This is a genomic window from Paenibacillus sp. N3/727 (assembly GCF_022637315.1).
Classification (GTDB): Bacteria; Bacillota; Bacilli; order Paenibacillales; family Paenibacillaceae; genus Paenibacillus_AQ; species Paenibacillus_AQ uliginis.
In genome coordinates this window covers 3063594-3090085 of sequence record NZ_CP093336.1, presented here as the reverse complement: position 1 = coordinate 3090085, position 26492 = coordinate 3063594, and the positions used below count along the sequence as shown (strand labels likewise).

At 40.0% G+C, this 26492-nt stretch carries 28 protein-coding genes and 2 pseudogenes; 29 read left to right on the top strand and 1 reads right to left on the bottom strand.

Going from position 1 to position 26492, the window contains the following annotated elements; genetic code table 11:
• Positions 1 to 140 precede the first annotated feature (140 nt).
• From MNQ98_RS14185 to MNQ98_RS14100, 18 genes and pseudogenes are all read left to right on the top strand, one after another.
• A complete protein-coding gene (locus MNQ98_RS14185) occupies positions 141 to 734 on the top strand; it encodes an RNA polymerase sigma factor (protein WP_241933741.1) in 594 nt (197 codons plus the stop codon).
• Positions 694 to 1644 (top strand): hypothetical protein, encoded by a 951-nt coding sequence (locus tag MNQ98_RS14180; RefSeq protein WP_241933740.1) that lies wholly within the window; start codon positions 694 to 696, stop codon positions 1642 to 1644. Before MNQ98_RS14185 ends, MNQ98_RS14180 begins: the two co-directional genes overlap by 41 nt.
• Before the next feature lie 589 nt (positions 1645 to 2233).
• Positions 2234 to 2785 carry an AAA family ATPase gene (locus MNQ98_RS14175; protein WP_241933739.1) on the top strand — a complete coding sequence of 184 codons (552 nt, stop codon included), beginning with the start codon at positions 2234 to 2236 and terminating at the stop codon, positions 2783 to 2785.
• 537 nt (positions 2786 to 3322) lie between these two features.
• Positions 3323 to 4822 carry a S41 family peptidase gene (locus MNQ98_RS14170; protein ID WP_241933738.1) on the top strand — a complete coding sequence of 500 codons (1500 nt, stop codon included), beginning with the start codon at positions 3323 to 3325 and terminating at the stop codon, positions 4820 to 4822.
• Positions 4812 to 5072 carry a S41 family peptidase gene (locus tag MNQ98_RS14165; protein ID WP_241933737.1) on the top strand — a complete coding sequence of 87 codons (261 nt, stop codon included), beginning with the start codon at positions 4812 to 4814 and terminating at the stop codon, positions 5070 to 5072. Before MNQ98_RS14170 ends, MNQ98_RS14165 begins: the two co-directional genes overlap by 11 nt.
• Before the next feature lie 74 nt (positions 5073 to 5146).
• Complete coding sequence (locus MNQ98_RS14160) at positions 5147 to 5740, top strand: hypothetical protein (protein ID WP_241933736.1); 594 nt, start codon at positions 5147 to 5149, stop codon at positions 5738 to 5740.
• Positions 5733 to 6044 carry a DUF4362 domain-containing protein gene (locus tag MNQ98_RS14155; protein ID WP_241933735.1) on the top strand — a complete coding sequence of 104 codons (312 nt, stop codon included), beginning with the start codon at positions 5733 to 5735 and terminating at the stop codon, positions 6042 to 6044. Before MNQ98_RS14160 ends, MNQ98_RS14155 begins: the two co-directional genes overlap by 8 nt.
• Before the next feature lie 1063 nt (positions 6045 to 7107).
• Complete coding sequence (locus MNQ98_RS14150) at positions 7108 to 7785, top strand: response regulator transcription factor (protein ID WP_241933734.1); 678 nt, start codon at positions 7108 to 7110, stop codon at positions 7783 to 7785.
• On the top strand, positions 7782 to 8792 hold the full coding sequence (locus MNQ98_RS14145; protein WP_241933733.1) for a sensor histidine kinase: 1011 nt from the start codon (positions 7782 to 7784) through the stop codon (positions 8790 to 8792). Before MNQ98_RS14150 ends, MNQ98_RS14145 begins: the two co-directional genes overlap by 4 nt.
• Before the next feature lie 92 nt (positions 8793 to 8884).
• Complete coding sequence (locus MNQ98_RS14140; RefSeq protein WP_241933732.1) at positions 8885 to 9598, top strand: ABC transporter ATP-binding protein; 714 nt, start codon at positions 8885 to 8887, stop codon at positions 9596 to 9598.
• Positions 9595 to 10380 carry an ABC transporter permease gene (locus MNQ98_RS14135; RefSeq protein ID WP_241933731.1) on the top strand — a complete coding sequence of 262 codons (786 nt, stop codon included), beginning with the start codon at positions 9595 to 9597 and terminating at the stop codon, positions 10378 to 10380. The genes MNQ98_RS14140 and MNQ98_RS14135 overlap by 4 nt, the downstream gene beginning before the upstream one ends.
• Entirely contained in the window at positions 10377 to 11126 is a 750-nt protein-coding gene (locus MNQ98_RS14130) for an ABC transporter permease (protein WP_241933730.1), read from the top strand. Before MNQ98_RS14135 ends, MNQ98_RS14130 begins: the two co-directional genes overlap by 4 nt.
• A gap of 30 nt (positions 11127 to 11156) precedes the next feature.
• Positions 11157 to 13511, top strand: a complete 2355-nt coding sequence (locus MNQ98_RS14125; RefSeq protein ID WP_241933729.1) for a M13-type metalloendopeptidase — start codon at positions 11157 to 11159, stop codon at positions 13509 to 13511.
• Positions 13512 to 13720: 209 nt separating this feature from the next.
• Positions 13721 to 14125, top strand: coding sequence for a hypothetical protein (locus MNQ98_RS14120; RefSeq protein ID WP_241933728.1), 405 nt, complete (start codon positions 13721 to 13723; stop codon positions 14123 to 14125).
• A pseudogene (locus MNQ98_RS14115) lies at positions 14113 to 14526 on the top strand (tyrosine-type recombinase/integrase); the annotation flags it as partial. The gene MNQ98_RS14120 and the pseudogene MNQ98_RS14115, both read left to right, overlap by 13 nt.
• Positions 14527 to 15160: 634 nt before the next feature.
• Entirely contained in the window at positions 15161 to 15823 is a 663-nt protein-coding gene (locus MNQ98_RS14110) for a response regulator transcription factor (RefSeq protein ID WP_241933727.1), read from the top strand.
• Positions 15823 to 17169: a HAMP domain-containing sensor histidine kinase gene (locus MNQ98_RS14105; RefSeq protein ID WP_241933726.1), complete on the top strand. Its 1347-nt coding sequence runs from the start codon at positions 15823 to 15825 to the stop codon at positions 17167 to 17169. Before MNQ98_RS14110 ends, MNQ98_RS14105 begins: the two co-directional genes overlap by 1 nt.
• Complete coding sequence (locus MNQ98_RS14100) at positions 17145 to 17741, top strand: VanZ family protein (RefSeq protein ID WP_241933725.1); 597 nt, start codon at positions 17145 to 17147, stop codon at positions 17739 to 17741. The genes MNQ98_RS14105 and MNQ98_RS14100 overlap by 25 nt, the downstream gene beginning before the upstream one ends.
• A 665-nt stretch (positions 17742 to 18406) precedes the next feature.
• Here MNQ98_RS14100 and MNQ98_RS14095 read toward each other — a convergent pair.
• Entirely contained in the window at positions 18407 to 19258 is an 852-nt protein-coding gene (locus MNQ98_RS14095) for an aldo/keto reductase (RefSeq protein WP_241933724.1), read from the bottom strand.
• A 215-nt stretch (positions 19259 to 19473) separates the two neighbouring features.
• Here MNQ98_RS14095 and MNQ98_RS14090 point away from each other — a divergent pair, with 215 nt between their 5' ends.
• The 11 genes and pseudogenes from MNQ98_RS14090 to MNQ98_RS14040 all read left to right on the top strand — a co-directional run bounded on the left by MNQ98_RS14090 (position 19474) and on the right by MNQ98_RS14040 (position 26468).
• Positions 19474 to 20367, top strand: coding sequence for an AraC family transcriptional regulator (locus MNQ98_RS14090; protein ID WP_241933723.1), 894 nt, complete (start codon positions 19474 to 19476; stop codon positions 20365 to 20367).
• 213 nt (positions 20368 to 20580) lie between these two features.
• On the top strand, positions 20581 to 20736 hold the full coding sequence (locus MNQ98_RS14085; RefSeq protein ID WP_241933722.1) for a GNAT family N-acetyltransferase: 156 nt from the start codon (positions 20581 to 20583) through the stop codon (positions 20734 to 20736).
• Positions 20737 to 20970: 234 nt separating this feature from the next.
• Positions 20971 to 21132, top strand: a complete 162-nt coding sequence (locus MNQ98_RS14080; RefSeq protein WP_241933721.1) for a hypothetical protein — start codon at positions 20971 to 20973, stop codon at positions 21130 to 21132.
• A 9-nt stretch (positions 21133 to 21141) separates the two neighbouring features.
• Complete coding sequence (locus tag MNQ98_RS14075; protein ID WP_241933685.1) at positions 21142 to 21498, top strand: hypothetical protein; 357 nt, start codon at positions 21142 to 21144, stop codon at positions 21496 to 21498.
• A gap of 379 nt (positions 21499 to 21877) precedes the next feature.
• Complete coding sequence (locus MNQ98_RS14070) at positions 21878 to 22027, top strand: hypothetical protein (protein WP_241933720.1); 150 nt, start codon at positions 21878 to 21880, stop codon at positions 22025 to 22027.
• Between the two features lie 132 nt (positions 22028 to 22159).
• Positions 22160 to 22879 carry an MBL fold metallo-hydrolase gene (locus MNQ98_RS14065; protein ID WP_241933719.1) on the top strand — a complete coding sequence of 240 codons (720 nt, stop codon included), beginning with the start codon at positions 22160 to 22162 and terminating at the stop codon, positions 22877 to 22879.
• A 366-nt stretch (positions 22880 to 23245) separates the two neighbouring features.
• Positions 23246 to 23617 (top strand): annotated as a pseudogene (locus MNQ98_RS14060) (DUF2441 domain-containing protein); the annotation flags it as partial.
• 234 nt (positions 23618 to 23851) lie between these two features.
• The gene (locus MNQ98_RS14055; RefSeq protein ID WP_241933718.1) at positions 23852 to 24448 is read left to right on the top strand and encodes a chloramphenicol phosphotransferase CPT family protein; all 597 of its coding nucleotides are present in this window, start codon (positions 23852 to 23854) and stop codon (positions 24446 to 24448) included.
• Positions 24449 to 24731: 283 nt separating this feature from the next.
• Entirely contained in the window at positions 24732 to 24977 is a 246-nt protein-coding gene (locus MNQ98_RS14050) for a hypothetical protein (protein WP_241933717.1), read from the top strand.
• Complete coding sequence (locus tag MNQ98_RS14045) at positions 24953 to 26062, top strand: serine hydrolase domain-containing protein (protein ID WP_241933716.1); 1110 nt, start codon at positions 24953 to 24955, stop codon at positions 26060 to 26062. Before MNQ98_RS14050 ends, MNQ98_RS14045 begins: the two co-directional genes overlap by 25 nt.
• A gap of 58 nt (positions 26063 to 26120) precedes the next feature.
• Positions 26121 to 26468 carry a thioesterase II family protein gene (locus tag MNQ98_RS14040; RefSeq protein ID WP_241933715.1) on the top strand — a complete coding sequence of 116 codons (348 nt, stop codon included), beginning with the start codon at positions 26121 to 26123 and terminating at the stop codon, positions 26466 to 26468.
• Positions 26469 to 26492: the final 24 nt, after the last annotated feature.

The window sequence follows — 26492 nt, the reverse complement described above, 5'->3', positions numbered from 1 at the left end:
AGACGTAGAGCATTTGGTGGGTTTACGGAAAAGGGCCGAACAAGCTCCTTGCGAAGCTCGATTTAGATTGTAGTGATTTTTGGTGCTGTCACATTTTGGGTCGAGCTGTTCGTTGTATAGAGTGAAAGGGGGGAGACGGCTTGAATGATACGGAGTTAAGTCAGATCATTGCAGATGTGTTGGATGGGAACACAGAAAAATTCGAGAAAATCATAGAGGTTTATCAAAAACCGATTTTTCTCTACTGTTATCATATGCTGGGCAATTATGCCGAAGCCGAGGATAACGCACAGGAAGTATTTTTGAAGACATTCCGCACCTTGAAGAAATATACCCAATATCAGATAAATTTTGGCGCCTGGGTATACAAGATTGCCTACCATCAATGTATCGACATCATCCGTAAGCGAAAGTTGGTGAAATATTTGCCTTTCTTTTACCAGGATGAGAAAGAAAATAATGAAGTCGATTTGCATATTGAAGCCAACTATTTTGATGAATCCGTACATCAAGCCATGGCGAAATTATCGGCGGAAGAGCGTAATTTGTTAATCTTACGTTGTGTCGAGGACAAAAGCTACCAGGAGATCGGATTGATTCTCGGCAAAAACAGCGCCAGCCTTCGTAAAAAATACGAACGTACATCTGCAAAATTTCGAAAGTATTATGCTCAAGTGAAGGGAGTGGGAGTGTATGAATATGGACAGGGATCGGGATTTGAAAAAACTGTTTGATGACCCGCGCATTCCCGACGCCGACTTGACAGGAAAAGTAATGAGAATACTAAATGCTAAGCCAAAAGAAAAGGAGAGGTTTTTTGTGAAATATAAAGTTGCTTTGACTGCGTTTGTAGGGATGATGTTAATGGGCTCCACAGGTTATGCGGCAGTTCAATATCATTCTTTGACGAATAAGGATGGCGAAGTCGTATATGAGACTAAATCGACGAAAGATTACGGAAAGACAGAATCGAAAGATGAGATAGAGCGTTACAAGGCATTTTATGAACTTAAGGATAAGGTGCTAAAGAACGGGGAAGCTGGGCTGTTCTATATGGTTGCCAATAACCCGAATCATGAAACAATTCTTGGAACGAAGGTGACTATCTTCCAAGATCTTTCTCAATTGCGCGATAAGATTACGGATAAATCCATTAAGATCGCAGACAAAGTCAATGGAAATTATACATTCCAAAAGGCGGACGTAATCTTTAAAAATGCTCAGGAAGTGAATCCTCCTTCTTCGGAAGAAAAAAAGAAAATGGCAGAAAAGCTGAGAAAGCAGGCGGAAGAATCCAATCAGGGATATGCCATAATGCCGGTTGAAATGACAGATCAGTTTTTCCTTCTCTTTGCTACGTATCAAAATGGCGAAGATAAAATCGGGGTTAATATCACTAATCTGAGTGGAAAGAGCGATCCTACAATGTATATTGACGATAACGTTGAATTTAAGCAGGAGAAGGTTCAAGTGAAGGGAGTAGAAATGCTGCATACAGAATTTGCTCCTTCGCAGAGTCACGAGCTGAAATGGGTATACGAGAGCCCAGACAAAAAGGTAAAATACGCCTATACTTTACGTGGAAACATGGATAAAGTAAGCAAAGAAACTTTGATGAAAATTGCCGAAGGCTATTTGGAATAATAAATACTAAAACAACGGGAATCTTCTCCAATCCAATTGGGGGTGATTTCCCTTTTGGCATGATAAATAGGCCTTTTATTTTTAATGTTTTCATACTGCAAAAGCTGGATTTATGTTAGATCAAAAAGCAGTAATAGATTTTAATCAAAGGAATGGAAATAATAAAATGTCGAGGGACAAGAACTTAGGCCCATTGAATGTCGCTATTTTAGCGGTTTTTTTGTTTTATCGGAACAAGTTCCTATTGCCGATTTGATGAATGTCTAATCAGGATCCGATGCCGGAGCAAGCAGCATATGCGCCGATCGATCCGCGGCCGCCCGCGGAGCCATTTCCTGCTAAACTGTTGAAGCATGTTTTTCGACTGTATGATATAATGCCCCATAGAATTTAATCACTTCGTAGTTCACCTCTTACAGATTGCATGTGCCTACAACTACCCCGCTGCAATCCTCATCTGTCACCACATCCGATGCTTATTGCCTCGCCATGCTTGAAAGTTGACCGCACCTACTCTATTCATTCTACGATCAACGAAACCACGGACGGGCCGAACTCGCCTATCCAAGCTCTATCTAAGGAGGATTTTATGCAGTTAGAAGGACATCATTTTTTTGTCATCACAGGTGGCCCTGGCTCAGGGAAGAGTACACTCCTCGATTATCTTGAACGGCAAGGCTTCATGCGGTCGGTCGAAGCGGGACGAAGCATCATCCAGGAGCAGACGATGATTGGCGGTGCCGCTCTGCCTTGGAAAGACAGAATACTCTTCGCAGAGCTCATGCTATCTTGGGAAATGCGTTCATACAAACAAGAACTGAAGCAAGGAAATACCGCCCCCGTGCTGTTTGATCGAGGTGTACCTGACGTCATCGGGTATCTTCGACTGGAGGGGTTGGATGTTCCGGTTCATATCCAGCGCGCTGGCGAATTATTTCGCTACAATAAACGCGTCTTTATCGCCCCGCCCTGGCCGGACATATATCGTCAGGATGCCGAACGAAAACAGGATCTGAAGACAGCTCTCCGAACCTTTGACACGATGGCGGCCGTTTACACCGAGCTTGGATACGAATTAGTCGAGCTTCCGCGTTGCAGCATCGAAGACCGCGCCGAATACATCCGGTCGAGCATACGCTGACGAAGGTTACGTACAGCCCATTCCTTGGGCGGCAACAAAATATCTGCAGGGAATAATGCGATGCCTGTCGGCACCTCTATATAGTCCAATGGTGGTAAAGAATGAGAATGGAAAACTCTATGGGATCGAGCAAGATCATTAAGAGACATTGTTTCACGGTTGGCTGTGCTGTCATTCCTTTCTGGAGGAAGCGAAAGAAGGGATCATTAGTGCCGGGAAATTTATGAATGAATTGTATGAGGAACATTAATGCCTGAATGAACAACACGTAAATCTAATCTGTCATTATTTGATGCTGAGCTATCACCTTTATGGTTATTTAGATGTATAATCAGGGTGAAAGCTCAGACAACATACGCCCCAGCCTAGGATAAGAGCTATATAAGGCTGGGTTTTTTATTTACACTAGAGATTTTGAGGGATAGTTTATAAATCTGGTAAAAAATAACATATAGATTTGCTGAGATAGGTGAAGCAGGTCCTAGATTTGCAAGAATGACAAAAAGATAAATTGTTGAGCTGAAAGGTGAGAAAAAGGTGGGAGAAAGAAAAAGAAGGAACTGGAAGTACCTGGTGTTTTTCAGTGTATTGCTTATTTTTATTATTGCAGGATATTCTACATCACAAGAGACTCATCAACCCGGGAGAGAGAAGGAGCAGGAATTTGACCAAGGAAGTGGAATGAAATTTTCCAGCCTTTCTGAACAAAAGATCGTGGATTTTGCTAAGCTCAGTAAGGTATGGGGAGTGGTGAAATACTATCATCCTAAGGTTGTATCTGGAGATGTAAATTGGGATTATGAGCTGTTTCGGGTGATGCCCTCTATTTTAGAAGAAAATTCAGATGTGAGCTCAATTCTCTATGAGTGGGTTCATTCATTAGGCAGCGAGTCCATTTCTGGAGAGCTTGATGATCAATATCAATTTTCCGATGATTCCATACAGCTCAGTCCATCTACAGATTGGTCCAAGGATGAAGAATATCTCGGAACGGACTTAAGTCTTGAATTATCGAAGCTTCTGGATTCTAATATTACAGAACGAGAATATGCATATGTTAGTTTTAAGGAAGATTCATTCTTTCCGTCTATGGGAAATGAAAACCCGTACTCTAATATGAATTTCGATGATACAGGCTACAGGTTGCTAGGTTTATTCCGCTACTGGAATATTATCGAATATTACTATCCGTATATAGATGTCATCGGAGAAGATTGGGATCGAGTGCTTCTGGAGTTTATCCCTAAAATGGTAGATGGATCGGATTATGACTCCTATTTCATGACCTTAGCAGAACTGACAACTAGAATACATGATTCTCATGCATATTTGGTGGGCAAAGATAGAGAGACGATTACTGATTATTTTGGAACGTATCGGCTTCCCGTAAACTTTATCGAAATTAACAATCAGATTGTTATAAATAAACTAATTAACAAGTGTGGACTTGAGGTCGGAGACATTGTATTAAAAGTAGGCGACAAAAATATAGATGAATTATTAGAAGATAGAAGAAAATATATATCACAGTCGAGAGAAGACACGGCCAGCTTATTTTTTCTTGATTTATTCCGAACTGAACAGAAGAATACGGACGTTACTGTAATTCGGCAGGGAAATAAGATGAACATTAGTGCAGTAGGCAGTCAACAAGACATTAATTTCCTGGTTGATACGAAATCACAAGCAATGGAGAGTGGAGAAATCTACTATATTAATGCTGGTCTCTTGAAAGATGGAGAGATTGATAAAATCATGAAAAAGTGGTGGAACACTAAAGGGCTAATTGTAGATCTTAGAAACTACCCTTCTAGCATACTTACTTATGAATTAGCCAAATATCTGATCGCTTCTGAAAAAGAGTTTGCCACAGTATCGGTCCCCAATCGTGCAATACCCGGTGAATTTTATTACCTTGAGCCTATGGTTTCAGGGAAGCCCCAAGAAACAAATGCCGAGGTTTATAAAGGGAAAGTAGTGATTCTAATCAATGAACATACTGCTAGTCAAGGCGAGTTTACAACCGATGTCCCTTAGAAATACAGAAAACTCCATAGTTCTCGGTAGGCCGTCTGCTGGAACTGATGGTGATATACGTATCATTATGCTTCCAGGAAAAATAAAAACCGCTATAAGTGGACTCGGCATATTTGATCCAGATAAAAACCCAACGCAAAGAATAGGATTGCAGCCAGATATTCGTCTTGATCCTACCATTGAAGGGATTATGGAAGGCAGAGACGAGTATATTGAGAGAGCTGTTGAATTAATTAAAGGTGGTTATTAATTATGAAAGTGTATTTGGAATATAAATGAACAGCTATACACTTCCGGGGCCTGATTTTTTTAGGGAGGAATGAGATGAAGACTAGACGGGTCATATTAATCAGCTTAATTGTTGCAGTTATCGCTGTTTGTACGGCGTGGGTGGTATATAAAATACTTCCTCATTCAGTCAATGTAACGTTGACGGGTATTAAGTATAAACTCGGCTCCGATGGGGCGAAGGCAGATGCGGAACAGGCAACGGTAGTTATTCGAGGCAAGCTGTATACAACCCTGATGGGTCAGCGTACCTTTAAAGGTGAAATAAATATTGTTGGAGAACAAATCCCCGTGCCACCGGATCAGCGTAATTTGGAGATAAGTTTTTTTAGTGAAGGCTTTGGTGTCATGGTATATCCTTATTTTTACTTTGATCAGAGGGGAGCTACAAAGGGAAGTAATAGCTATGTCTCGCATTTATTGTTCACTAACAAGGATTTTAGTCAAGTGACGTTTCTTTTGAATATGGCTAATGAACAGAATTTAACCAATAAGTCTGAGGAGGATCTTCAGCAAACTGTTAATTGGGATAGCGAAAATGGATATATAATTGCGGCACCTGCGTCCACTCGTGAAGAGGCATTGGGCCTGTCTAATAAATTGATGCATAGATATCAGCGTGATGAGTAATAGAGTGGGCTATGTTGTTGCAGGGCCTCCTGGGTTAGTTAATGTAGATAAACTAGAGAAGTTCTATGATGATTATTTGAATAAGACAAGCAGCCGTGTTGCGCTTGCTCGTTACACTGACGAAGGCGATCCAATATATATAGATCTCGAGTTTAATGGAGAAGAAATTCTATATACTTACGATAACTCTTGGGATGGATTCGGAGGTCAGAACAAAGGGGTACAGAAAACGACTTGTACGAAATCAGATTTTCCCAAAACGTGGTTATTTGTAGTCATTTTGATCATATTGATGGGCTACTGAATTTTTTTCAACACTTAATTGACGAGTTTATACACGGAGATAACCCCAGTGTCGAAATTGGTGAGGTCTGGCTTCCTGATATTTTTGCTCGAATTGCAGCAACTAAAGACATTTGAACGAATATATGTCCCAAAACATTTTCGAGATAGAGAAACAAGAATTAAAATTGAAAGGGAAGATGGCGCTGAAGTTGAACTAAAAAAAACATACATATGTGTGAAAATGTCACAGGACAAGAACATAGTCCTTTAAGAAACTGCGCCCCGCGCGGTTTTTCTAATTTAAGGGATCAAGTTCTTGTCCTTTACTCGAGACAAGAACTTGATCCCTTTGCCGATAATGGACAAGAACATAGTCTCATTGCTGATTTGTTAAAGTAGAGTTAACAAAGCTCAATAGTTACGACATGAATGAGTACCTAAAAGTTTTAACAATACACCGATACAGGGAGATAAATCAACTCATTATAGGGGAGAGGAAGCGACTGATTATTATATCTGGCGATGAAAGGTAGTCTAGAATTTTACTTGAGACAAGAACTTGTACCGATTGTCATGAGTCTTAGTTTGGTAAAGTAAAATCGAAAAATGGAAATCCTTTCCGATGAAACGGACAAAGAAGGCAATGGAATTGCGCTGATTGATATCCTTGGCTAAGCTTCATTAAGCTAACGAGCAGGATAGTTTAATGTATCCTATTATTTAAATAGACTAATATCCAAAAACAAAATCGCGTCTTTTTAGATCTGTCTCCTTTGAGTTCACGACGGTCGTTCTACTCAAAGTTTAGAAATAGTACTTATTAACGTATGAAACCGTATAACATACTTCCCGTAAAGATACTGAGGACATAGTTTAAATAAAACCCACCGAATTTTGAAAGAAAGATAATGTTTATACCGAGGTGAACATTTATGAAGATTACTTATTTTGATGCTATAAATTTTATTTATTTAGGAACAGAAAGATCCAATCAGTTAGTCGGGCCTCTTTTTTATGAAACTATATTAACGAACGTGTTAATCTGTCTAATAGTGAACTCAATTTAGAAAGAGGGATGTTACTTGAAAAGAAACGTATTATATATTGAAGATAATGAGAAAATAGGCAGTTGGGTAAAAGAAGAATTGGAACAGCGAGGATTTTCAGTTCAGTGGCTGCTTTCTGGTGAAGGAGCCGAAAAAGAAGTAAATCAGCATGAAATAGTTATTTTGGATATCATGTTACCCGGTTTAGACGGATTTACTGTGGGAAAACGATTAAAAAAGGCAGCTCCTGCTGTTCCTATTTTGCTGTTATCTGCTCGAACATCGATAGATGATAAGGTAGATGGTTTACAATTTGCTGATGACTATTTAACGAAACCATTCCATACGGATGAATTAGTTGCAAGATTAGAAGTATTAATCCGTCGAAGTGGTGGAACACATTCCGAACGCATTTCATTAGGAAATCATATTGAAGTAGATCCAGAAGTCAAAATGGTATTTGACAAACGCACAGGAGAAGAAATTATATTGACAGGGAAACAACATCAAATTTTAATGTATTTCTTACGCCACCCTAATCAAGTTTTACCAAAAGAACAAATTTATGAAGCAATTTGGGAAGAAGCTTATATAACTGGTGATAAAACATTAATGGTGCATATCCGTCGACTGCGTCAAAAGTTGGAACGTCATCCAGATTCCCCAGAGATTATTGAAACGTTGAAGGGAATAGGCTATCGGGTGAAACTATGAAACAGACTAGATCATTATTTCGTCGTTTTCTAAAAGGACATTTTCTATTTATCTTTTTTCCTCCAATTGTGCTTATTTTCTTCTCTGCGTTCATTGACTTTTCGGGTTTCAATGAAGAAGATCTGAATACGTTAAATCTATTTTACGTTATAGTACTTTTGTTTGGTTTTATTATTGTCGCTTTTGTTGTAATATCTTGGATTTTCTTCTTGAGACTTCGTAAACGTCTCACCCGCTTACAGGAAGTCATGTCATTTTCAGCTTATAATAACTCATTTCCTAAACCAATATCTGTTCAAACGGATCGTATGGATGAAATAGACCAGTTAGGAAGTTCTTTTAATTGGATGATTCAGCAGCTTGAAGACAGTCGCAAGCGAGAATATGAAGAGGAATTATTACGACATCGACTCATTGCGAATTTATCTCACGACTTACGCACGCCACTTACCATTTTGAGAGGGCATGTCACCAGATTAAATAAAGAATCAATAAGTTTAGAAGGACAAAACTCATTAACAGAGATGAACCATACGATTACAAGAGTCGGAGATCTAATGGATGATTTACTTTCCTATACATTGCTTACATCAGGGAAACATCCTTTTCATCCCACTTCAACAGATATTGGACGTTTAGTAAGAGCATCTGTTGCTGCGTGGTATCCTGTATTTGAAGAAAAAGAAATTCAACTCGATATTGATTTACCGTCAGAGGAGACTTTTTATTGGGAAGCAGATCCTAAATGGATGACACGAGTTCTGGATAATTTATTTCAGAATATTCTTCGTCATGCAGCAGAGGGGAAATATGCAAACATTGTGGTTGATGTAGAAAAAGAACAGATCATTATTGCAGACAGAGGTCCAGGTATGGATAACTCTTCCTATGAGCGTGGGGCGGGAATTGGTTTATCGACTTCAAATTATATGTTAAAAAAAATGAAGCTGAAAGCTGACTTTACATCAAATGAATATGGCACAAGAGTAGCTATTGGTAGAGCTTAACCTAAAGTTAACCCAGAAGTAAACAGCATGATAACCGAGATGTAACTTTGCTTCTTTATAATTAGAACCATAACAGAAGGGAAGTGTTATGGTTGCTTACAATTAATAACTTATTCAAACATCGCGGAACTCAAGAAATCTTATCAGGTATCAGTTTTAAAGCTAGACCAGGCAGAGTAACTGGTTTTTTAGGTCCAAATGGGGCAGGTAAAAGTTCTACACTTCGCATCCTGCTTGGATTAGATCGTGCTACCTCAGGGAGTGCACTAATTAATGGAAAGCCATTCGCAGAATTACATAATCCTCTAGCAACAATAGGTGCTGCACTTGATGGATTTGGAGCTCATCGTATGCGAACAGGACGGGCACATTTACGTTGGATTGCTCGTGCCGCAGGATTGTCTCGCTCACGTGTCGAGGAAGTTCTGGAAATAGTAGGTCTTACTAATGCAGCTGGGAAAAGGGTCGGGAATTATTCCCTTGGCATGGGGAGAAGACTTGGAATGGCAGCTGCGCTACTTGGTGATCCAAAAATATTGATTTTAGATGAACCCGTAAACGGGCTCGATCCAGAAGGAATCCGCTTTATTCGGACATTTTTACGTGAACGTGCTGAGTCTGGAAACACGGTGTTACTATCCAGTCATCTAATGGGAGAGCTTGCAGAGACTGTTGATGATGTGGTGATTATTAAGCATGGAAAAATCGTTGCAGATGGAACATTGGAAGAAGTAATAGGTAACCATTCCACGCTGGAGGAAGCCTTTTTTGCTCTGACATCTGAAAATGCAGGTGATGTTGTATGAGAGCATTCAACGCGGAACTATCTAAATTGTTCTCCCTGCCGGGCATTTGGCTTGCCTTTCTTATTGGAGCATTTGCCCCAGCGGTCATTGCTGCCTTGGACAGTATAGTACAAAAAGAGGAGATTATAGCTGGAGTTAGCACACGACTATCGGAAGTTGGCTATATCGGATTAGGTCTTGGTGTGCAAGGTGTCATTATTCTTGGTGTGCTTGCTGTCAGCAGTGAGTATTTGACAGAGAGCAGTGAATCTGGTGGAGGACAACAGATTACAACAAGTTTAACTGCTGTTTCATCCCGACTTCATTTTTTGCTGGCAAAAGCAGGCGCTGTGACAGTGATCAGCATACTGCTGTGTATTGTTGCTATTATGACAACTGTGTCAGCAACGCATCTTATTCTTGGTGAATATGCCCCTGCATTTGAATGGTCTAGACTTATCGGTGCAGTTTGTTACTGGACATTCACTGCTCTTTTAGCACTTGGGATTACTTTGCTAACTAAGAATGGCATCATCCCGCTTGCTGTGCTCATGATAAATTCATCCGTTGTATCATTTAGTGTCCTGCTTTATAGGGTTACAAAGTTGGCGTTTTACTTACCAGATAGGGCTGGCCTTGATATGTTTATGTTTACGAGCGACAGATATCACACCCCGTTCACAGGCAGTTTATTCGACAGATATCACACTCCGTTCACAGGCGGTTTAGTCATGTTTGCCTGGGTAGTCGTTATTTTCATTATTGCAGCTATTGTATTCCATAGGAGGGACGTTGCATCATGAGTGTCTCATCTAGTAGAAAGATAACACAAATCCTTGGTGCTGAACTGGAAAAATTAGTTACATTACCATTGATATGGCTCACTCTTATTGGTACATTCATTCTTAATTTAGTTTTAGCCGCAGCTTTTACTTCTGCTGGTCTACAAGGGGCAGCAGGAACGCAAAGTATACTGAATATAGGACTTGCTTCTATGGGGTATCTTCAAGCAGGGTTCATTATTCTTGGTATCGTAGCTACTTGTTCGGAGTATACTGGTGGACAGATTCGAACTACTTTAACTACGATACCTTGGCGTGGGTTTCAATTATCCACGAAGCATTTGGCATTGGCGATTATAACCATTCCTGTGGCATTTATTATTGCTGCATCAGGTGTACTATATACTTTTATTATGATGAGAGACACAGCAGTAGTGATTAAAATAGACACAATGATAAAAACATTAGTAGGTGCAACAGGCTATTTAACATTAACCACACTTCTCAGTGCAGCTATAGGTGCTTTATTAAGACGAACCACTCCTGCTTTAGTAATACTTCTTGGTTATTATTTCATTGTCAGTCCATTGTCGAGAGATTTTCTACCTAATTATTTTCCGGATACGGCAGGATATTATATGTATATGCCGCCTTCCTCTAATGAAATAAATATCCTTACACCAATGCAAGGGACAGGTATTTTAATGTTATGGACACTGATCTTTATTACAGTAGCTATTGTATTTTACCGTAAACGAGATGCCTAACTTTAGGTTTCATCATTAGGGGGAGACGATTTGAAAAAAATTGCAGCATTATTATTGTCCTCATCATTGTTCCTGACCGCGTTGCCTACATCCGTGCTGGCACAAGAAGCCAAACCGAACCTAACACGGGGAGAAGTTGTAGAATTTTTGCTGAATGCCGCAGATGACTACAATCCGGGCATCAAAAAAGAAGATATTTTGAAAGGTTACGGCAAAGAAGATGCCAAAGAAGATCAGGAAGTTTCCAGAATTGAAGCTTTGATCATGCTCGGCCGCGCGTTTTCGGACCTGCCTGCACCAAAAGGCAATGATTTGCGCGTAGCCAATACCTCCGCATCCTTTACCGACGTGCCGAAATGGGCACAAGATGAAATCGCCAAGCTGACCGCTTCTGGCGTGGTCACCGGTTATCCGGACGGCAAACTTGGCGTTTCTGATCATATCACGAAAGAACAACTGCTTACGCTGACGAACCGGGTCATGGCCCTTGAAGGCTCGAATCCACGCGATGATTATTATGAATACGTCAATAAAAAATGGCTGAACGACTCCAAGATCCCGGCAGGCGAAAAGTCCAACGGCGCGTTTAAAGAGCTGGCAAAAGCCAATGAAGACCGGATTAAAGCAATCATCGATGAACTTGTAAAAAAACAAAACCCAGCAGGCTCTAAAGAACAAAAAATCGCCGATTTCTACAAATCGGTATTCGATATAGAAAACCGCAACAAGCAAGGAATCAAGCCGATTGCACCTTATTTAACCGCTCTGGACAAGGCTTCCTCCGTCAAGGAATTATTTGCTGCCAGCATGAAGATGGAGAACGAAATCTCGAAAGGCGCTTTGTTGTCTTTTGCCGTGCTAGGCGACGCGAAGGACAGTAATGTCAATGCGCTGTATTTCTTTGGCCTTAACACGAGCCTTGACAAAAACAGCTATGTCTCCGACGACGAAAAGACCAAAAAAGTGTACACGAACTATCTAGCCAAATTGTTTGTACTGTCCGGTACCGACGAGAAAACGGCAAAAGCGCAAGCCGAAGATGTGTATGCATTCGAAAAAGAACTCGCTGCATCCACTATGGACCCCCAAGTTCAGGGAAATGTGGAAATTTCCTATAATCCTTACACCAAAGAAAAATTCGTTCAGCTCTTTAAATCGATCGATATGGGCAAATATATGAAAGAATTCCAAGTCGATAAAGCAGACAAAGTGATTGTAACCGACGTTGGATTATTGAATAAAAGCGCGGAAGTATTGAACGAGAAAAATCTGGACAAGCTCAAAGCCTACGCCAAAGCCACTTTGTTGATGAATGCCGGCGGCACTTTATCGGAAGATTTTCTGAAATTGGAAAATGAATTTGAAGCCCAACGGTTTGGAATTGAAGGCGAAAAGACAAATGAAGAAATGGCGGTTATGACCACCCAAGCCGTCATGAGTCAGTATCTCAGCCAGGAATTCGCAGAAAAATATTTCACGAAAGAGGCCAAGAAAGACGTTGAACAAATGGTTAAGCAGTTCATCGAGGTTTATAAAGAACGGATCCAAACGCTGGACTGGCTGTCTGAAGCAACCAAAGCCAAAGCCATCAAAAAGCTGGATAAAATGACGATCAAAATCGGATATCCAGATCAGTGGAATGATTCCTTGAAGGATGTTTCGATTAAAACTTTTGCGGACGGCGGATCGCTGTTTGACAACATGGTGGCAATCAATAAAGAAGCCAAAAAACAAAGGATCGCTTCGCTTGGAAAACCTGTCGATAAGAGCATCTGGATGATGAGCGCCTATGAGGTAAATGCTTATTATAATCCGCTGAATAACGAAATTGTGTTCCCTGCGGGCATTCTGCAAGCTCCATTTTATGATATCAAAGCCAAACATGAAACGAATTTGGGAGCGATCGGCATGGTCATTGCGCATGAAATCAGCCATGCTTTTGATAATTTAGGTTCTGAATTCGATGAAAACGGAAATGCGGTCAACTGGTGGACCCCTGAAGACTTTAAAAAGTTCCAGGAAAAATGCGATCAGGTTATTTCCTACTATGATCATGTTGAAGTGATTCCTGGCGTGTACAATAACGGCAAGCTGACAGTAGGCGAAAATATCGCCGACCTTGGCGGTATGGCCGTATCGCTTCAAGTGCTGTCCAAAATGGAAAACCCGGACTTCAAAGCCTACTTTGAAGGTTATGCAACGATCTGGCGTATGACCATGAGTAAGGAATCGGCTGCGTATCGGTCGACAATCGACCCGCATTCAGCAAACAAAGTACGCGTAAACCGTACCGTTTCCAACTTCCCAGAGTTCTATAAAGCATACGAAGTAACCGAAAAGGATGCCATGTACGTCGCTCCTAAAGACCGCGTGAGCATTTGGTAAGCCTACAATAAATAAGCCTTTTATTTTGCCCCGATTAAGGGACAATGAAATTAACGAAGCTGAAAAAGCTGGCTCCGGAAACCTACCGGCGCCAGCTTTTTTTAGTTTGATTGAGACACTTGTAGCGGCTGCGAGCAGCTTTTACTTCTTCTGCTGGTCTACAAGGGGCAGCAGGAACGCAAAGTATACTGAATATAGGACTTGCTTCTATGGGATATCTTCAAGCAGGGTTCATTATTCTTGGTATCATAGCTACTTGTTCGGAGTATACTGGTGGACAGATTCGAACTACTTTAACTACGATACCTTGGAGTGGGTTTCAATTATCCACGAAGCATTTGGCATTGGCAATTATAACCATTCCTGTGGCGTTTATTATTGCTGCATCAGGTGTACTATATACTTTTATTATGATGAGAGACACAGCAGTAGAGATTGAAATAGACACAATGATAAAAACATTAGTAGGTGCAACAGGATATCTAACATTAACCACACTTCTCAGTGCAGCTATAGGTGGTTTACTAAGACGAACCATTCCTGCTTTAGTGGTACTAGATTCTCATGATTGTGGGATGGTTTTGACAAGAACTTTATCCCATTATCAGAAGTAGCTGGAATCAACATTGAGGATTTGGATGTAAATAAGGGGTTAGTTCGTGTTCTTCGTAAAGGCAATAAAGAGCAATATGTTTATTTTAGTACTCAAGCGTTGTTGGATCTGGAGAATTATCTCAAGATCAGAGAAACAAGATGTTCCCCTGAAAAATTCGATAATTTCTTATTTATGGCAGTAACAATTGGCCGCAAAGGAGTAAGTCGCAGATTAACACCAAGATCAATTGAGAAACTAATTGAAAAATATGCTGTTGCTTTTGGGAAACCGGCGTTAACGGTGCATTCCTTGAGGCACTCATTTGCAACTCGCTATCATTTAGAGAACAATGATGTACCACGTTTGAAGAATCAATTAGGGCATTCATCAATTCAAACTACAATGATTTATACCCTTTAACTATGTTTCCATGCAATTTCATTATAACAAGGAAAAAAAGTCGAAAAGGGCGGCAAAGGGTACAAGTTCTTGTCCTTTAACGGTACATATTCTTGTCCTCCGACAAAAATGTCTAATGACACAAAAGTGTCCACATTCCATAAAGCACTAAAACCTGATCGCTCGGGCTTTTCTTATTTTAATGAGGTAAGATTTGTGTCATGAAAAAATGCACAAATGTGACCCCATTGTAGTTTTTTGACACAAAAGTGTACCCATTACTGCGGACTCGGAATTTTAGTCATACAGAAATTATGGGCAGTTTCAGAAAAAGTAAAGGAAATTGCTACGTATGGAACAATCAAAGAGACTATCTGAAAAAACCATGAGAATTCCTTACCGCAGAGGAAGCTAAGCAACAATATGGATTAAAGGCTGATCTATCGTATGTAAAAGAATACTCTTGGATCGTTAAGCTAACGGGCAGGCTATTGCAACTATTGGAGGTGAATTAATTTAATGTGATCTAACAGGTGGACGATAGTAATAACGAAGCTACATGACGGACGATTGAAATTGGAACGGAAAAAAATCTATCTTAAATCTACAGTCAAACTACAGATTACTATGCTATCTTTTTTCAGGAGGGATATTTATGGACATACAACTTCTGCTTGTCGAGGATGACGAGCATATATGTAATACCGTCAAAACCTTTTTATGCGAAGCCGGATATAGAGTAGATGCCTGCATAGAGGGTAACGAAGCGCACAAAAAATTTTATAACAATATTTACCATCTTGTAATTCTCGACATCATGCTGCCCGGTATGAGCGGCCATGAGCTTTTACGGGAGTTTCGCAAGCTAAATAATACACCTATACTGATGATGACCGCCCTTTCAGACGACGAAAACCAAATCGAGGCGTTTGACTCAGAAGCGGATGATTATGTGACAAAGCCATTCAAGATTCAGCTTCTGTTGAAACGTGTGGAAGCCTTGCTCCGGCGAAGCGGCGCGTTGGCAAAAGAAATCCGCTATAACAAGCTGAAGCTTCTGCCGGATGATTTCAAAGCCGTTTACGGCGGCGTGGAACTGCCCTTGACACTCAAAGAATTTGAAATCCTTATGCTATTGGTTCAGAACAGGGGCAGGACGTTATCTCATGAAATCATCTTATCTCGCGTGTGGGGCTATGATTTTGACGGCGACGGCAGCACCGTGCACACCCATATTAAAAACCTGCGGGCGAAGCTGCCTGAGAATATCATCAAGACTGCTCGAGGTGTAGGTTACCGCTTGGAGGAAGAAACGTAATGAAGAGAAGCGGAATATTCATCAAAGTATTCATTTACACAATCATTTTCTCGACATTGTTGGTCGGCGCGACGGCAGCCCTCTTTTCGTCGCAGATTATGTCCTATTACTCGGGCCTCCAACTCCAAAAAATCAGCAGCACATATAAGCAATTAATCGACCGGTCACAAGGGAATGTCGATATTACTGAGATAGCCAATCAATTTCATGATAGGAACCAGACTTTTCGGTTCTATATTACAGACAAAGGCGACAACATCGTTTATGTGACACCTGACGCTGATACATCCAGCAGTTTGGTCGGCATGAACGCCGATAGCGAAACATCTGCGTTCATAGTTTATATTGGCAATGGCTATGTACTCCACGTCTTCGACGACGACGTTTTTTCATTAAAATACGGTAACTTGATTGCGCGTGTGCTTGTTATGTTGTCTGCCATGCTTGCCGTCTGCGTTATAAGCGCGTTTGTCTTTGCCCGGCAGATGACGAAACCAATCAAAACTTTGGCGGATAATACATCTAAGATGGCGAATCTCGAAGATGTCCCACCCCTGCCGGAGCGTAAAGATGAGCTTGGCATATTAGCCCGCGACGTTCATTCCATGTACGACAGGCTGAAAAAAACCATCTCCCAATTAGAGGACGAAATCCTGCGGGAGCGCGAATTGGAGGAAACACAACGGTATTTTTTCTCTGCGGCTTCCCACGAGTTAAAAACGCCTGTCGCGGCTACAAGCGTCTTGCTGGAGGGAATGCTTGCAAATATAGGCGATTACAAGGACCATCCCAAATACCTGCGCGAATGCATGAAGATGATGGATGCACAGAGCAAAATGATTTCCGATATACTGGAGATCGTCAGTCTGAGCGACGGGAAAATCGTACCCGTTCCTGAAAAACTGGACATCAGGCGTACCGTTGCCGACATGATGACTGACTTTCATACATTGTCTGAGGCAAACGGTCAGCATATTGTTACGGATATTCCTGACGGGCAGACCTGCCTCGCCGACCCTAAAATGTTGAAAAAGGCATTTTCAAACGTTATATTGAATGCGGTGCAGAACACGCCGGACGGCGGCGAGATTCGAATATGGAGCGAGTCTGTCGCTGCCCAATACCGCCTTTGCGTGTTGAACATGGGAGTGAGGATTGACGATACGTTTCTGCCGAAGCTGTTTGACCCGTTCTACCGCGTGGATAAGGCGCGGAGCCGGAAAAACGAACGAAGTGGCTTGGGACTGGCCATTGTCCGTAAAACGTTGGAATCCATGAACGTTGATTTTGCTCTGGAAAACACTCCGAACGGCGTTCTGTTTTGGATGAGCTTGCCGAAGATGTAATGAATCATAGAAAAAAAGGAGCTTTTATGAATACACGAGAACGAATAGAAAAAGTCTTTTTATATGCTGTTTTCATCTGTTACTTACTTTTGTTACTTAAAATATTTTTCTTATCGAGAGTTTCGATTTCGGAGCTATTTAGTAGCCAAAGGCCTGTAGATAGGTCAATCAATCTCATACCTTTTGATAGCATAGGTGATTACATATCTGGTAGCTCTGCTAATTTAAAAAAATTCGCATTTTCTAATGTGGTTGGCAATATACTTGTTTTCATTCCCCTTGGTGTATATTTGTCATTATTTAAGAACAATAAAATAATCAATCTGTTGTTTATATTTATAATGAGTTTATTTGTTGAAATCACCCAGGGGCTTTTAGGCATTGGAACAGCAGATATTGATGATATTATTTTAAATTGTTTAGGTGGATGGGTTGGTATTTTGGGGTATAAGCTTTTACTATTTCTATTACGAGATGAGAAGAAAGTATATACTGTATCCACAGTACTATCTGTTATCGTAGGATTACCTGTTATATTCTATTATTTATTCATGATAAAAATGAGATTCTGAATATCTTTTTTGTATTGCTTTGATCGACAGGTTTCTTACTGTCGGTCTTTTTTGATTTCTCGCCGCTACAGACAAATTACAGGTTGGCTACAGAGAGAATACAGATTGTTTTGACATAATAGCAGCTGTGGAACACACAAATACCTGTTTTTATAAAGGAGTCTGCTATATTGAAACGCTTTATTTATATCGTAGGGATTCTTCTGATATACCTTTTAATATAATTTTTAAATACTATCAAGAGGGATGTTCTGAACAAAGCGAAAATATACTCCTATTACCTAATGCCATCAGGAGATTTTTAGAAATCTATACACTAATAAAGTTACCTGGCTCAACCGAAGAGGTGGATTTCAGGTTAAAACACTTGTTTAGAGAAACAACTCAATTAAAGTCTTTACATCATTTCTCTCATTTTACCTCTTTTGAAAAGATTAGTAAGCATGATGAGTTACTAATGAATCTGCCATTAGCCGTGAATGAATTGTTCGAATTTTTGGAAAAGGACGAGGTTCACTACAACACGGGCAGATTAGCTTAATAAACATCTTGATACTGTAAAAAGAAAAAGAGGAGTAGATTGCCCAAGGGGAATCTACTCCATACTTTTAAAGGTTATTGTTAAATTGGTAATCAGAACCTACTGGTGATCTTTCGAAAGATGGTTAGATATCGAGTTTACGGGTACCGATCCAGTTCACCATGTCAGGTTCTCGATGCGAAAAGAACAGGCTCTGTTTCATATCTAACGTAGTAATCGACTCCATATCCTCTTGACTTAACTCAAAGTCGAAGATATTAAAGTTTTCGATAATTCTCTCTTTACGAACAGACTTTGGAATCACAACAACTTCTCTTTGTGTCAACCAACGTAAAACCACCTGAGCAACAGATTTATTATATTTTTCAGCTATGGATACCAATACCTCATTCTGAAATAAGTTATTTTTCCCTTCTGCAAAAGGCGCCCAGGATTCGATCTGAACATTATGCTCTTTCATAAATTTTGCATTTTCGATTTGTTGGTTGAAAGGGTGGGTTTCAACCTGGTTTACGGCAGGAACCACTTCATTATGAAGGATTAAATCGATCAGACGATCCTCATGAAAGTTGCTGACGCCAATTGTCCGGACTTTACCTTCACGATATAATTCTTCCATCGCGCGCCAAGATCCGCAAACATCTCCATATGGCTGATGAATTAAATACAAATCCAAATAATCCAATTGCAATCGTTTCAGTGAATTTTCAAATGCTTTTTTTGTGCGATCATAACCGGTATCCTGAACCCAAAGTTTCGTAGTGATAAATAACTCCTCTCTTGCCACGCCACTACGTTTGATCGCTCTTCCTACCGCTTCCTCATTTAGATAAGAGGCAGCGGTATCAATCAGCCGATAGCCCGCCATTATAGCATCATAAACGCTTTGTTCACATTCACTTGCATCTTGAATTTGAAAAACACCAAAACCAAGTAGAGGCATCTTAATACCATTGTTCAAAGTTACTATTTGCATATAAAATCCTCCAGTATTTTTAATGATTATGTGCTAATCTACTCATACATATCCATAACATCCACCTTTTCACATCCTTATTATGCACCAGATGACAAAGCGATCGTTATCCCATTCGTGTCAAATGTTTGCCTAATCCTCTCACTACCACTTATTTAACAGATAAATATAGACTATAATCGAACTATAAAGAATGACGGAACCGGGAGGATCAAATGTTTGGAATAATCACTAATCAACAAAATGAACTTGCCAAAATTATTAAACGTTATGCAGAAAACGATGGCGTTCACGCTACTGCCATTCCGTCATTATTTTTCATACGTGAATCTAATGCATCCGTGCCACGCCATGGAGTATACAAATCTTCCTTTTGCATTGTGGTTCAAGGGGCGAAGGAGGTCTGGTTGGGACAGGAACACTTCAAGTACAATCCTGCAGATTACCTTATTGCATCCGTCAACTTGCCGGTTACTGCTCAAGTCACCGAAGCTTCTCCCGACGTTCCGTATTTGGGTTTTAAACTTGAATTTACAGCGAAACAAATTTTAGAGGTTTTACGTGATTCTGAAATCCGAGTGGGACCGAAAGAAAATGCAAAGCGAGGTATGTTTGTTAGCCGGATGGAGCTGCCTTTGTTGGATGCAGTCATCAGGTTAGCTAGTTTGCTTGACAACCCGAAAGATATTCCAATACTTGCGACGTTGTTTACGAAGGAAATTCTATATAGGGTTCTGCAAGGTCAGCATGGGGTTAGGCTCAAACAAATTGCAATAGAGGGTAGCTCTGCTCATCAAATAAAAAACGTTATCGAGCATATCACGAATAACTATGATAAGTCATTTCGGATTGAGGAGCTTGCGGAAAAAGTGAATATGAGTGTCTCGTCGCTACATAGGCACTTCAAAGAGGTAACCGCAATGAGCCCCATTCAGTTCCAAAAAGAATTGAGGCTTCGGGAAGCCCGTCGCCTATTAATAACCGAATCAGCAGATGCCACTGATGTGGCATTTCGAGTAGGGTATGAAAGTTCCTCACAATTTAGCCGCGAGTATTCCCGAATGTTTGGCTTCCCACCTAGACAGGATGTAAAGCGCTTGAAAGCTTAATGGAGAATACGAAACCACGGTAAATTGAGTATGGGGTTAAACTAACGGAACACGATAGTTGAATAAAGACAAGACGGCAGCTGGCCAGAAATCGTCGGCCATTTTTCATTGAAATAACGGGCGGATAAGTTGAAGTAATAATGAAAACAGAAGAATTTAACAGGATTCGCAACTGAAGTAATAAACCGCGTTATTAAGTATGCCTTCGAGGAGATGGGAATTGTTAAACTTTTGGCTGAAACTCAGACAGCCAATGTTAGTTCATGTAATCTCTTAGAGCGATTAGGAATGAAGTTAGAAAGGAAAGTCCAGAGATTTGGTTCCGAACAAGGGATATTTTCTATTGAAAAACCGAGTTCATTGAACTAACGGGAAACGATAGCTCAATCATGACACGACGGCAGCCGGCCAAAATGATCGGTTGCCGTCGTTGTGCTAACGGGCAGTAGAGCGTGGCGGAAAGCTACGTACCTTTGAAGTATTGGGTAGGAATGCTGAATTAATTATACTTGAAACAACAGAAGGATTTCCTACAAAATTCCAGAAAATAATTAAGGAAAGGAAAGAGATATTTAAGATTAACCTCAAATACGGGGGATTAAGATGTCAGATGGTATGCAAAAAATACTTTTTGACCCAATGAAATACCCCGAATGGGTAGCACCCCATAGCCCAGAGTGGTATAAACAATTGTTCAAAGAAGTGGGGGAATATAAATACCCTTGGAAGTCAACGTTTGAATGGCAATGGGTGGTAATTGTTTAGTAAGAGGTGATGAACATAAATAAAAAAATTAAAGTTTTTATGATAATCGTAATAGGATTTGTTGTTTTTATATCTATAACCTTAATAGCATCTTTGTTGGTTTTGGATTACAAACATAAAGCAGAAATTACAAGAGTAATTAATGAAAAAGAAGGAGTTATAACCGAAATTGATAAAGTAGATAGTGACTTGTCACCTTTTAAGAATGAAAGCAATAGAAATAATGTAATTTATAAGGTGACTTATGAAGTAGAGGGAAACTCGAAAGTAGCCTGGTATAGAGGGGTCAAAACAGTTAACAACATTCATGACCAGAGCCCTGGACCATACGGCAATGGTTTCGGGGAACGATGGTTATTTGAATAATCAGGAGTATACCTCCTAAGAATTAGAGAAGACAGCCGGAGTTTTCCTTATCAATTTGGGAAGACTCCTATCGAGGGACAAGAACATAGTCCCTTTGAAAGCCGCTATTTTAGCGGCTTTTATGTTTTATCGGTACAAGTTCTTGTACCGAGCCAAGGACATGAACTTGTCCCGATTGCCGAAATGGACAGGAACATGATCCGATTACCGATTAGATGGATATCAAAGTAAGCCGATTTTTGAGATAAAGTTTGGAAAGAGCTCACATCAGCAGGATATGAAACGATCAGTAACTATGGACCTTATGTTGGAAACGAAAACAGTATTTGTATGCGGAAAAAGCTGTGAACAATTGGAGAAGGAGAGGAGCGTAATTCTAATGAATAATACGAAGGCAACAGCCCCACATCGACCTGCTGTCATTCGTTTGGCCCAGATGCTTATATATCTTGCTGCGGTTTTTAACGTAAATCAATGGGATATATTGGGAGTTCCGAGTCTCTTAAAAAATGGCTTTGTGTTGCAATGAGAGGACATCCATAATCGTATGCCGGTGATCCTGCCCCTTATTTAATTTTGTAATTCATTTTTTTCTTTTTGGCATGAGTGATTTGGTATACTACATGCTTAGTCTGTATCATAAAGGAGGGAAATCTATATTATGGAACTGAAAAAATTAAATGAATCTACGTATTATTCCGAAAGTGTCAGAGAAACAGACAGACCTGTTCTAGGATATGTTTCAGGAAAAAACTTCTCCATTATGATTGACTGTGGCAACTCTAAATCGCATTTCGATGCATTTATAAAGTGTCTGGATGATCAGGACCTGCCACGTCCCAAATATGCTTTGATCACCCACTGGCATTGGGATCATACATTTGGAATGCATGCGTTTGATGGAGAAACCATAATGTCATCAGCGACGAATGAGGTACTTCAGCGATTGAAAATCTGGGAATGGGATGAAGAATCTGTTTTAAATCGCTTGGAGACAAAAGAAGAAATAGAATTTGCCTATAACTGTATGAAAAAAGAATACGACACGTTTGATGATATTGTAGTTAGTACTGGCTCGATTATGTTTGAGAATTCTTTAACGCTGGACTTGGGGGGTACCACTTGCCAGATGCTAAAGGTAGGCGGACCGCATGAGGAAGATTCTTGTGTTGTATATTTAAAAGAAGACGGAATTTTATTTGCAGGTGATGCACATAGTGGAGATTACTATCATGGGGAAGGCAAGATTGATCCCATTAAAATGAGAGCATATGTTGAATTTTTAAAAGAGCTTTCATTTACTACGTATGTTCCAGGGCATGATGCCCCGATGAGTAAGGAACAAATCATTCAGGTGTTAAGCCGTTTTTGTGATGTGTAGTACAAGTAGCCTTTGGCACGGCAAGAAGACGCTCTAGACTCGCTCCTGGAGCGTCTTTAATAGATTGGAGCGTTTTTTTTATTAGTTGTCGGGTGACAAAAACATTGTAACATTAGAAACCGCTGATTATGCGTCTTTTTATATTTATGTTATTAAGTTCTTGTCAAAACACAATGACAAGAACTTGATAACATTCCCGACTGATGACAAGAACTTTGTTACATTCCCGATATGATGTCACTAATGGCGTCTAATAAAGATGATTAGACGCCCTTTTATTAAACTAACGGGCAGTTTAGCGTAGTAGTTAAGCTGATTTTATCATGGTAAAATAAGTATATATAAGGATGGGGGAGATGCCTTGGTAGTTATGTAGGGCAGACAATTAGAGCTATTAGAGAAGTTATAGTTGAAGTGGTAAGACTACAAGAATATCCTGAATACCCTTCAAGATTGTCCTGTTTATACGCTGCTAAAAGCTATGAAGACGCATTGAAATGGAAAAATATATTTGATTCATACAATCGAAAAGTTTTACAACTTGTCAAACTGAGGGTTGTAGAGAGTTTCTTTGAGGGCGATGGAAACCTTTTACCGAAAGAAGATGGGGTTTCCTTCTCCTTAAAAATCGAGCAAGCTAGGGCATATTGGAAGGGAAATGTTATAAATGAACTTCCTGAGCTTTTAATTAATGGAATAATCGAGGTAGTTGAAATTCTTGAAGATTTTTCTGTTTAATTTACAAGCGTTGCTGAAAGCTGGCCAATTTCCTAAAGAATGAGCTAACGGGACACGATAGTTGAATAAAGAAGAGAAGGCAGCTGGTCAAGAGCGATCAGTTGCCTTTTTAAGCTAACGGGCAGGATAGTTCAATCGTTTCTCGAATATTTTCTGAGTTGGATAATTTTATGAACTTTGTGAATATAACATTATCTGAAAGATACGCAAATCTTATATGTGAGGGTGATTCGTTTGAAGCAAGGACTCATTGTGTTGATGAACGGAACTTCAAGTTCAGGAAAGACTAGTATTTCTATGGAACTGATCAATCAGAAAGAGATTCTTTTTCATCATTTATCAATAGATGATTTTTTTTATAATTTCAATGATTTTATTGATAATAAATTTCCAGATCTTAAACCTACAAGAGAATTAGATGATCAAGGTATTGCACAAATAATTTTTGATCCCATAATCTCAATGTACTATTCGACAATTAAACTGTTTTCAGAAATGGGTTTGAATGTAATCGTCGATACCGTAATCGACAATGACAAGCGGTTTAATGATTATCTTGATGTACTTTTTGATCATCCTACATTATTTGTAGGTGTAATATGCTCGAAAGAAGAACTCATAAGAAGAGAGCAAATAAGAGGAGATCGAAAGATTGGACTAGCAAATTCCCAGTTCAACACAGTATATTGCTTTAATGAATATGACCTTGAAGTAAATACTGAAGAGTTGAATCCAATAGAATGTGCCGAAAAGATATTAAGTTTTATTAAGTCCGATAAGGATTACTCGGCATTTAAGAAATTAAGTAAAAGAGATATTAGTGTTTCCTAGATGGCGTATCCATCAGCTAACACCATATTCAAGCATTGGGGCTATCGCCCCTCGGTCTGCCCGAGGGATTTCGGAATTGAGCTAACGGGGAACGATAGCTTAATCAAAATAAGAAGGCAGCTGCTCATTGTGATCGGCTCCCTTTGTTACACTAAAGGGCAGGATAATTTAATCCTTGACTAATGGGCAGTTTAGTTTAAATGAACTTATCCATTTTATGTTAGTGTAGGAAATGATATAGTGATCACATGGAATGCTGATGCTGGATATCTGGGGGGACAAAATGTACAAATATCAGAAAGCTGAGAGTCCGTTGCACGACATGTTAACCGATTTTCTTGAAAATGGACCGTTTCCGGCATTAGCCGTCGGAATAGTGAAGGACAACAATATTATCTTCACTGGTGAATATGGAAAAGCCAATCTATCGACTGGTGATCCGGTTGATCGTAGCACTTTGTTTCACCAAGCTCCGTCTCAAAAACATTTGTTGTTACAGCCATTATGCAATTGGTTGAGCGTGGAATAGTTGATCTGGATTCACCGATCACGAAGTACCTTCCCTACTTTAAGTTGGAGGACGAGCGGTATCTACATATTACGATAAGGCAGCTTTTGAACCATACATCGGGCATGCCAGATGAAGAAGATTATGCATGGGACCGGCCCGAATACGATGAGCTAAGTCTTGAAAGATATGTAAAAAGTATCCGTCATCACAAGCTATTGAGCGAGCCTGGTTTTACGTTTGCTTATAGCAATATAGCTTACGAGATTTTGGGAGACATGATAGCAAAGGTTAGCGGAATGAGCTTCGAGCAGTATATGAAAAAGCATATTCTGGAACCGTCAGGCATGCAGTCAAGTTCCTTTTTGAAACAAGAGGTGGAGGCTCATCTTTCCGCACCTCATGTGCTCAAAACTTCCGATGGATATGGCGGCTATATCAGTGATGTTTTTCCTTACAACAGGGCGTATGGATCCAGTTCCACTCTATATACCAATGTTGAAGACATGAGCCAATATATGCTTATGCACCTTAACCAGGGGATTGCAAAGGATGGATATAGTGCCTTGCAGTCCGGCAGCTATGATGAAATGTGGAAGCCTCATGCAGCTACTCGATACGGACAAGAAAATGCACAGATCGGTCTGGGCTGGTTTTTGGGAGAATATAAAGGGTTCAGGATCGTCTCGCATTCCGGATGGGATACCGGTTTTCTAAGTGATCTAATTCTACTTCCTGATGAAAAAATCGCTATTTCTGTAATGACCAATTGTGACTATGTCTGGCTGGGTAGCGTAACCTATCCGATACTCGATCTATTTCTTGGTTCGAATATACACCGAATAAAGCGATCAATGGCACACATAGTTGCAGACTTAGCCGTATCTAATGGAGTAAAGATGGCGATGAAAGAGTATCACCGCATCAATAGAATGGAACAAGACAAGTATTATCTAGTGGATTTTGAATTTATGCGTATCACCGAAGCATTAACGTGGAATGGCTACAAAGAGGACGCTTTACGTATTCAGACCTGTGCAGCCGAAATATTTCCTGACAATGAAGCAATTTCTAGCAGGTTGCAGGAGCTTCAGGCAAAAGCATAGTCATTCATTTGAACTAACGAACCAAACTTCAATTCATCGATTGCCAGACGAGCAATTTTTGCATGCGGTTATGAGTTATGGGGGCAATACGCATGAAATTATTGAAAATCAAGAGTTGCTTGATTTATTCTTACCGATATTGCGCGCTGATTTTAAGATATCAGAAACATATTGTCACCAAGAGAAAAAAGATAAGATCGCTTGTGATATTACAATCATTAATGGTCGCAACGACCACAGTGCTATAATGTATGACATGTGCGAGTGGAGATATTATGCAGGTGGGGCAGCGACTTTTCATACGGTAGATGGTGGACACTTTTTTATTACAGAGAATTATGGACCTGTTGTGGATATTATCAAGCAAACATTGACAATATCGGATAAAATTCTAGAAAGGCAATGATAGATCGTTTTATTGTGAACTAAT

Bases quoted from the DNA above. Each gene is read 5' to 3' on its own strand.
- MNQ98_RS14180 (WP_241933740.1), top strand. From the start codon at position 694: ATGAATATGGACAGGGATCGGGATTTGAAAAAACTGTTTGATGACCCG.
- MNQ98_RS14175 (WP_241933739.1), top strand. From the start codon at position 2,234: ATGCAGTTAGAAGGACATCATTTTTTTGTCATCACAGGTGGCCCTGGC.
- MNQ98_RS14165 (WP_241933737.1), top strand. From the start codon at position 4,812: ATGTCCCTTAGAAATACAGAAAACTCCATAGTTCTCGGTAGGCCGTCT.
- MNQ98_RS14160 (WP_241933736.1), top strand. From the start codon at position 5,147: ATGAAGACTAGACGGGTCATATTAATCAGCTTAATTGTTGCAGTTATC.
- MNQ98_RS14155 (WP_241933735.1), top strand. From the start codon at position 5,733: ATGAGTAATAGAGTGGGCTATGTTGTTGCAGGGCCTCCTGGGTTAGTT.
- MNQ98_RS14145 (WP_241933733.1), top strand. From the start codon at position 7,782: ATGAAACAGACTAGATCATTATTTCGTCGTTTTCTAAAAGGACATTTT.
- MNQ98_RS14135 (WP_241933731.1), top strand. From the start codon at position 9,595: ATGAGAGCATTCAACGCGGAACTATCTAAATTGTTCTCCCTGCCGGGC.
- MNQ98_RS14130 (WP_241933730.1), top strand. From the start codon at position 10,377: ATGAGTGTCTCATCTAGTAGAAAGATAACACAAATCCTTGGTGCTGAA.
- MNQ98_RS14120 (WP_241933728.1), top strand. From the start codon at position 13,721: ATGGGATATCTTCAAGCAGGGTTCATTATTCTTGGTATCATAGCTACT.
- MNQ98_RS14110 (WP_241933727.1), top strand. From the start codon at position 15,161: ATGGACATACAACTTCTGCTTGTCGAGGATGACGAGCATATATGTAAT.
- MNQ98_RS14105 (WP_241933726.1), top strand. From the start codon at position 15,823: ATGAAGAGAAGCGGAATATTCATCAAAGTATTCATTTACACAATCATT.
- MNQ98_RS14095 (WP_241933724.1), bottom strand. From the start codon at position 19,258: ATGCAAATAGTAACTTTGAACAATGGTATTAAGATGCCTCTACTTGGT.
- MNQ98_RS14090 (WP_241933723.1), top strand. From the start codon at position 19,474: ATGTTTGGAATAATCACTAATCAACAAAATGAACTTGCCAAAATTATT.
- MNQ98_RS14085 (WP_241933722.1), top strand. From the start codon at position 20,581: ATGGGAATTGTTAAACTTTTGGCTGAAACTCAGACAGCCAATGTTAGT.
- MNQ98_RS14080 (WP_241933721.1), top strand. From the start codon at position 20,971: ATGTCAGATGGTATGCAAAAAATACTTTTTGACCCAATGAAATACCCC.
- MNQ98_RS14075 (WP_241933685.1), top strand. From the start codon at position 21,142: ATGAACATAAATAAAAAAATTAAAGTTTTTATGATAATCGTAATAGGA.
- MNQ98_RS14070 (WP_241933720.1), top strand. From the start codon at position 21,878: ATGAATAATACGAAGGCAACAGCCCCACATCGACCTGCTGTCATTCGT.
- MNQ98_RS14065 (WP_241933719.1), top strand. From the start codon at position 22,160: ATGGAACTGAAAAAATTAAATGAATCTACGTATTATTCCGAAAGTGTC.
- MNQ98_RS14050 (WP_241933717.1), top strand. From the start codon at position 24,732: ATGTACAAATATCAGAAAGCTGAGAGTCCGTTGCACGACATGTTAACC.
- MNQ98_RS14045 (WP_241933716.1), top strand. From the start codon at position 24,953: ATGCAATTGGTTGAGCGTGGAATAGTTGATCTGGATTCACCGATCACG.